Source organism: Holospora undulata HU1, assembly GCF_000388175.3.
Classification (GTDB): Bacteria; Pseudomonadota; Alphaproteobacteria; order Holosporales; family Holosporaceae; genus Holospora; species Holospora undulata_A.
In genome coordinates, this window is record NZ_ARPM03000025.1 from 1 (window position 1) to 4,994 (window position 4,994).

The following is a 4,994-nucleotide window of genomic DNA, read 5'->3' on the forward strand; positions in this document are numbered from 1 at the left end:
AAGTGTTAAAACAAGTGTTAAAACAAGTGTTAACCCCACAGGAGCCTCAGAAAAAATAGGTATAGAAATGGGGGAAAAAGATACGTAAACGGCATAGTGGTGTTGATAGGCAAGGCAATCTGCTCCATATCACGTTCATAAGGCCAATGAAACAGGTGCTGGGTGCAGAGTTTTTAAGGAAGCGGTGCAAAAAATATCCTAAATTAAAGGGAGTGTGTGCAGATGCGGGATATAGAAAACCCATGGAGGCATTTGTGAGAACTCTATTGAATAAACTACAGCAATCTCAGAGCGTATATCTCAAGGATAATTATAACAGCTCATTCCATGATCCTATTAAGAAGGATAGCTAAATCATGAATACAGGTTCTAAGATATTAGCTATCACATTATTAAAAGTTTTGTTAATACTTGTTGGAATAAAGTTTGTGTGGATATGTTTTTAATTAAAAACTATTGAACTTCTGTTAAATTTTTGTTAATATTAAAAAGAAAAAAAAATATTTTTACGCGAATGAAAAAAAAATTTTTGCTGATTTGTATGACAAGTGTTTTTGGAAACTTTTTTATCCAGGGTATTGCTCAAAATGTTTACGCTGTTCCTTCACTTAATGGTGAGCTAAACAGATTTTATGCCTCTCTAACGGGTGCATTAACTTCTGGATCATCTCGTGTTAGCATTTCAGATGATCTTAAAAATTATTTTAATAATCCAGAAATCTTAGCCGACTACACTTCCCAGGCTTTAGCGCTGAAACAAACTTTAGAGACCGTTAGTTCAGAAAAATTGTTAGAAACTTTATTTTGTTTAGATGAAGGGACGTTAGCGTGCACTCTGAAAGTATTAGATCATGCCAAGGCGGAAATTTTAAATGACTCTTTAAAAGCTATTTCTCCAGAAAAGCTATTAAAAATATTGTTCGATTTGGAAGATAACAACGCTTTAGGGCGAGCTTTAAAAATTTTAAATCAAGCTAAACCGGGCGCTCTTAATAAATTATTTTCCGATGTATCGAAAAATTTTCATTTTGGTGGAAAAAAAGATTTCTCAGATCAAGACATTACTTGCCTAAGTAAAGCCTTGGTGGTGATGAATCGTGCGTCTAATTTGAACTTTGATATCGATGCAAATAAAGTGCGTGAAGTTTTGAACGATTTTGGAAAAAATGAGGATTCGTTAGAAACATTATTTTTTAAAATATTCAGAAATTTAACGTGGAATAAAGAAGCTTCGTATTGTTTTCATGTTGTATCCGTAGTAGAGCGTATCACTTCATTTGAAGATCAGTTAGGTTCAAAAAATAGAAATGAGCTTTCAAAAGCTTGCGTTGCGACTTTAAAAGACAAATTTTTGTTTTCTTTTTCAGAGTCTTTTAGAAAATTTTTAATTTCTAATCAAGAAAGTTTAGTTTGGATTTTCAATAATTCGATTTTAAATAGTTTTTTGGATAATGCATTTATTGTTCGAATCGTTAAGCAATTAAGTCCTTCAAGTCTTGCCCGAATTTTAGATTTTTCATTAAAAGACGATCAAGAAAGTTTTGCTCATCCAGAAATTTTTACTCATAGTTTTGATCGATTGATAAGCATCAGAGAAAGGAGGAGAAGTTTAAACGATTTCTTAGATAAATTTTTATCTAAAATTAATGAAGAGCTAGATCAATCGTTGCAAGGTGTCCAAAAAAAATTTATTCATCCAGAATTTTTTGCTCACATTTTTGATTACTTAACAAAAAATGAACAAAATCGAGAAAATTTAAATAATTTTTTAGATAAATTTTTATCTAAAATTAATGAAGAGCTAGATCATCCATTGCAAGGCGTTCAAAAGAACTTTGTTCATCCAGAAATTTTTTATCACATTTTTGATAGCTTTAAAAACATCGAAGGAAGGAGAGAAAGTTTAAACGATTTCTTAGATAAATTTTTATCTAAAATTGATGATGAACTTCATCACCCCTTGCAAGATGTCCAAAAGAATTTTATTCATCCAGAAATTTTTGCTCACATTTTTGATAGCTTTAAAAACATCGAAGGAAGGAGAGAAAGTTTAAACGATTTCTTAGATAAATTTTTATCTAAAATTGATGATGAACTTCATCACCCCTTGCAAGATGTCCAAAAGAATTTTATTCATCCAGAAATTTTTGCTCACATTTTTGATAGCTTGATAGAGTTGCAAGATAGTAAAAGAGAAGAAAGGGCGTGCAAGCTTTTGGATAAATTGTTCAGCAGAAAAGATTGTTGTGACATCCTCAAAGCCTTTCTCTATAAAAAAGGAGTTTTTGCTAAAATTTTGATGTGTTCGTCTGAATTATCAGATGCGCAAAGATTTTTTGATCATGCTTTAATGATTCTTACCAAAAATCCAGAAAATTTATTTAAAGAACTAGACTATATTCTTCAACGTCTAGATTTTGGTCTTCCAATTGGAAGATTTCATAGTTTTTTTGATGCGCTGATTACATCTGATCTTGAAGTTTTTTCTCACGTTTTTTCTATTCTTGAAAAAAATATTGATTGGAATAATCAAGATAAATTTTTATCTAAATTAATATCAATGAAAAGTGACAGATTCATCAATTATTTATTGACGTCATTATCAAAAAAGTATGAAAATGAATACGATTTTATTTTAGCTATTTTAACTGAAGACACTCAAAAAATTTCTGAAAATCTCCTTATTCAGAAAATTCTTAATAATTATCCAAAAACAATTGATGAAATTTTAAGTAAGGTTTTAAAAAATTTAGAAAAAGATCAATATAAGGCTTTACAAAATTTTGTAGCGTGTCGAGTACAGGGTGCGGATTTATTTTGTGAGAAAAATAAAATAAATATTAAATTGTCGAATGATAAAATAATCGTTTTAGATTTTGATGTTGATATGGATAATTTATTTAGAAATACTAATTTTCCTGAAAATATCCGTTTTAGCGCGTTTTGTAACTTTATTAAAGATACAATAAAAGGTTTGTCTCAACACGCAAAAATAGAAATTGTGCAACAAGCTTTACGTAAAGATTTATCAAATCAGGCTGAAATTGAAAGTAACTACATAGATATAGCTGCTTTTTATCTGAATCTAACAAATACTTCTTTTAAAGATCTTGATGAGGTATCAAAGCATATAATTAATCTAAATTTTCAAAAAACACGTCCAGAAAAAAAAATATTACTTTTAAATGCTAAAGAATATGACAAGGATCTTTATGATTCGTACAAAGAAATAATTCAAGAGATGTATCCTTTTGAGGATTTAAAGAGAGATAAAAATTCTAAAGAGAAAAAAGATGCATTAGTATTTTTTGATGAAAATTTTCAAGAAGAAGACAAGGTTGAATGTTTTGCGCGCTACCTTGATATTTTTTTTCCCGAAGACAAATCTCAATATCTGGAAGACTTAATAGACTTTAAGTTAGGAAATTTTAAAAAAGCAATTCATAGGGTGGGTAAACGTAGACTTAGAGCTTTAGAAAAAGAAAAAGAAAAACTAAATGAATTATTTACGAGTCAAAAAATAAATGCTCAAAAAATAGATTTTGCAGAAACAGTTAAGAATTTTATCGATGAAAAATTTTCTTCTGATTATTCAGCCTCATCAATTTCCTTATCCATTGATGAGATTATCAGTGAATCGTTGAGAAAAAATTATGGTATAAATAAGAAAAATTCAGCAATTGACTACCAGAAATTAAAGCAAGCGGTGCTGGCATTTAGTTTGTTCTATAACAGTTTTAGAGATCCAAGCTCTCGAAAAGAAGAGATTCAAGGGTTTTCGCAGAAGTTTGGATCCATTCTTTTTTTTATTGGAAAAGCGAAAAAATTTGAGAATACGACGAATAATGAATTTTTAAAATACTTAGATCAGCACAATCACATAAAAAAATCTGAATATAGTGCGAGCCCTTGTAGTCAAGGAGAAAAATTCTTCATTGATGGACTAGGAAGGACAAATTATGAAGCTTTGTTAGGAGAATTTAATGAAGCAGTGAAAAAACAAAAAATTGAAAAATTGTTGATAACACAAGAAAATAAAAAATTTATTTATACTGAAATAGCAGAATTTTTTATGCATTATTCTTCAAGAGAAGATAAAAAAAGTATAAAAAATACTAATAAAAAGTTTTTTGGAAACAGTTCATTTGAAGTTGTAGAGTATTTTATGGGAAATTTTACTCAAAAATGTCACGATGCTGGGCTTGAAGAAAGGGAAGTTTACTTTAAAGAATTTACAACTTCTTGTCTAAATGCGTTAGACGGTAAGGAAGTTGAGGTGAAATATGTTAGTAAAGAAAAATTTCCTTATTTTTTAAAGTTTTTAAGGAATGCTTCTAAAGGTCATATTGATCTGTATAAAGAAACTGAACAATACAAAAATGAGGTTTATTCAAGGCATCCTTACTTTTTGTTAAAGTACTTGTTTGAAGGGTTTGTTGTTGATGGTGCGAATGGAAAGGAAAGATGTCGTTTGGGCATGTTGGCGGATACTGCGCACTTCTTTTTGGCCATCAGTGATCATTCTATTGATGGATCTTTAGATGATATTCAAAAATCCGTAATGAATCTTAGAGATTGTACAGAGCTGAAAAATGATAAGAACTATATGTTTCAGAAAAAAAACAAAAATCAGGACGATTAAAAGATATTGTGTGATTTATTTTGAAAACGCTGCACAAAGAAAAAAATGGGGAAGTGTTTAATGCAAATGAACCTTTCATCCTTAATAAATAAGGTAACAAGAATATTAGCTTTCCACAATTCCCGCGCAGAGACTTTTAAAACTTTCGTACTTAATATGATCGATCAGCGAAAGGTTCAGCATCCTGCGCTGATCCACAAGATGAACGCTCCAGCTTCAATAAAATCCCAGCTTGAACGCGTCAGGCGTTTTTTTAAAAGGACAAGGAATTGATTCTGGACTCTTCTCAAAAGCCTTGATATCAAGCATTTGGGAGCCAGTTCCTAAAATGCATTTAATGCTCGATGGCACC

2 protein-coding genes are annotated in these 4,994 nt (G+C 30.2%); both read left to right on the plus strand.

What is annotated here, in order from left to right; all coding sequences use genetic code 11:
- Positions 1–146: 146 nt before the first annotated feature.
- Entirely contained in the window at positions 147–353 is a 207-nt protein-coding gene (locus K737_RS00255; protein ID WP_006291217.1) for a hypothetical protein, read from the plus strand.
- A gap of 188 nt (positions 354–541) precedes the next feature.
- Entirely contained in the window at positions 542–4,642 is a 4,101-nt protein-coding gene (locus K737_RS00260) for a hypothetical protein (RefSeq protein ID WP_152530996.1), read from the plus strand.
- Positions 4,643–4,994 lie beyond the last annotated feature (352 nt).